Origin of the sequence: Hymenobacter coccineus (genome assembly GCF_001816125.1) — a bacterium.
Lineage (GTDB): Bacteria > Bacteroidota > Bacteroidia > Cytophagales > Hymenobacteraceae > Hymenobacter > Hymenobacter coccineus.
This window is the reverse complement of sequence record NZ_MDZA01000249.1, coordinates 1-2,090: the sequence shown is the minus strand read 5'-3', so window position 1 is coordinate 2,090 and position 2,090 is coordinate 1. Positions and strand designations below refer to the sequence as shown.

Below are 2,090 nucleotides of genomic sequence, written 5' to 3'. Positions count from 1 at the left end.
CAGGCCCGCCCGGGCCCCGCGGCCGCCGCGGCCGCCGTGACCACCGCCGGGGCCGGCAGCCAGGGGCCCACGTTCAGGGCGTAGAGGCGCTGCGGCACGGTGAGGGGCCCCACCGTTACCCGCTCGTTGGACACCAGCAGCCGCCGGGGCCCCGCGAAGCACACGCCCTCTACTTGGCCCACCAGCGCCGCGCTGGGCAGCGCAATGCGCCGCTTGTTGCCCCGGAAAAATTGCGTGCCCGGGAAGTCCGACAGCAGCCAGGCGAACGTGGCGCCGGTGGTTTCGTCGTAGCCGAGCAGGACCGCCGTGGTGCCGTCGGGGCTGAGGTCGGCGGCCGTGATCAGGCCGTTCACGTCGAAGGTGGCCTTGAGGTGGGCGGCGTGGGTGCCGGGCACGGCCGGCACGGTGTAGTAGCGGGTGCGGTGGTCGGCCCAGTCCTTGGTAAACAGGTGCAGCGAGTCGTTGCGGAAAAACACGGCCTCGCAGTCGTAGTCGTGGTTGTTCAGGCCCCCGCCGAACGTGATTTGGTCGGGGTAGTAGAAGTTGATGGCCTGGGCCGACACGGTATCGGCCCCGGGGCCCAGGCCGGCCCGCGGCACGCGCAGCAGGCGCAGGTCGCGCCGGGTGCCGTAGTTGTTGCCGAAGTCGCCCAGGTACAGGTAGCGGGCGTCGGCGGCAATGTCTTCCCAATCGGTGTTCGGGTAATTCACGACGCGCACCTGCTGCACGGCCTGGCCCGTGGCCGAATCCACGCGGAAAAGCACCGGGGGGTTGCCCCCGTCGTTGAAGGTCCACAGGGCCCCGGCGGCCAGCTGGAGGCCCGAGGTTTCGGGCACGGCCGCGCCGAGCGGGGCCCGGACGGGCAGGGCCGCGGTGGTGGGGGCGTACTGGCACGAGCCGTCGTTGGCGCGGGCGGCGGGGTTGTAGTTGGTGGCCTGCGGGTCGGGGCAGCCGGTTTGGGCGCGGGCGGCGGGCCCCAGGGCCAGGGCCGACGCTAGCAGAAGCAACGCGGTGGTTTTCATGGTGCTAAAAGTACGGCCGGGGCCCCGGCGCGGCGGCCCGGGCCACATTTACGGATTTCGTAGCAACTTTGCGGACGTACCGCGCCGCGGCGGGCGGCCCGCAACTCACTGCTTTTTATGAAAACCGAAGACCTGAACCAAGCCCTGGTGGCCCTCATCGAAAAGAAGGCCGAGCTGCACACCCTCACCTACGACGATGCCCGCTACGACGAGGTAGAGGAGGCCCTGCACGATTTGGAGGACGATTTCAACGACGAGTACGGCGACTACCTCGAAGAGGCGCTCGACAAGGTGCACGGCGACCTGAAATCGGACACCGACGTGCTGCTGCCCACCGCCTACCTGCCCAGCGACCCGCGCTCGGCCCCCTCGCCCAAGGAAGGCGTGTGGGTGGACTCGGAGAAGTACCCCGGCAAGGAGGCTCGCATCACGCTCATTCCCAACCCCGTGCGCATCATGCTCACGGTGGGCAAGCAGGTGCAGCAGGAGCTGTGGAAAGCGTAAAGTAGCTATTTGGCTTTTGCAACGCTGTAGAGACGCATCCTTGCGTCTCTACAGCGTTCTGACGTTAACTCCAACCGCTCCTAGCCCTTGCCTAACTTCCTCTACCGCCTCGCCGACCTGGCCGACTGGGAGCAGGCCCAGCGCACCGGCCACTTCGCCAGCGCCGACCTGGCGGCTGAGGGCTTCATCCACACCTCCGAGCGGCAGCAGGTGCTCGAAACGGCCCGCCGCCACTACGCTGGCCGGGGGCCCCTGGTGCTGCTCGAAATCGATGAAGATGCCCTGGCGGCGGCGGGGGTGCGCGTGGCGCGCGAGTGGGCCGCCGGGCGGCAGGAACATTTCGCCCACGCGTTTGCGCCCATCCCGGTGGGGGCCGTGGGGCGCACCTGGCCCTTCGCCCCGGGCCCCGACGGCGCCTTTGCGCTGCCGCCCGCCCTGCGCGACGAGGCGTAGCGGCTATTTGACTTAATTTTTCGGCTGCTGGAACGGGTTTGGCCGCTGGGACGGTGCAGAGACGCATCCTTGCGTCTCCGGTTTGAACGACTTGCCTGGACATCGTTCAAA

At 68.7% G+C, this 2,090-nt stretch carries 3 protein-coding genes; 2 read left to right on the top strand and 1 reads right to left on the bottom strand.

The window, feature by feature from the left end:
* The coding region (locus BEN49_RS14370; RefSeq protein WP_070744514.1) for a hypothetical protein at nt 1-1,022 on the bottom strand (1,022 nt) is incomplete at its 3' end.
* Between the two features lie 117 nt (nt 1,023-1,139).
* Between BEN49_RS14370 and BEN49_RS14365 the strand changes: the two genes are divergently transcribed.
* Nucleotides 1,140-1,526 (top strand): hypothetical protein, encoded by a 387-nt coding sequence (locus BEN49_RS14365; protein ID WP_070744512.1) that lies wholly within the window; start codon nt 1,140-1,142, stop codon nt 1,524-1,526.
* Between the two features lie 87 nt (nt 1,527-1,613).
* Complete coding sequence (locus BEN49_RS14360) at nt 1,614-1,979, top strand: DUF952 domain-containing protein (RefSeq protein WP_070744510.1); 366 nt, start codon at nt 1,614-1,616, stop codon at nt 1,977-1,979.
* Nucleotides 1,980-2,090: the final 111 nt, after the last annotated feature.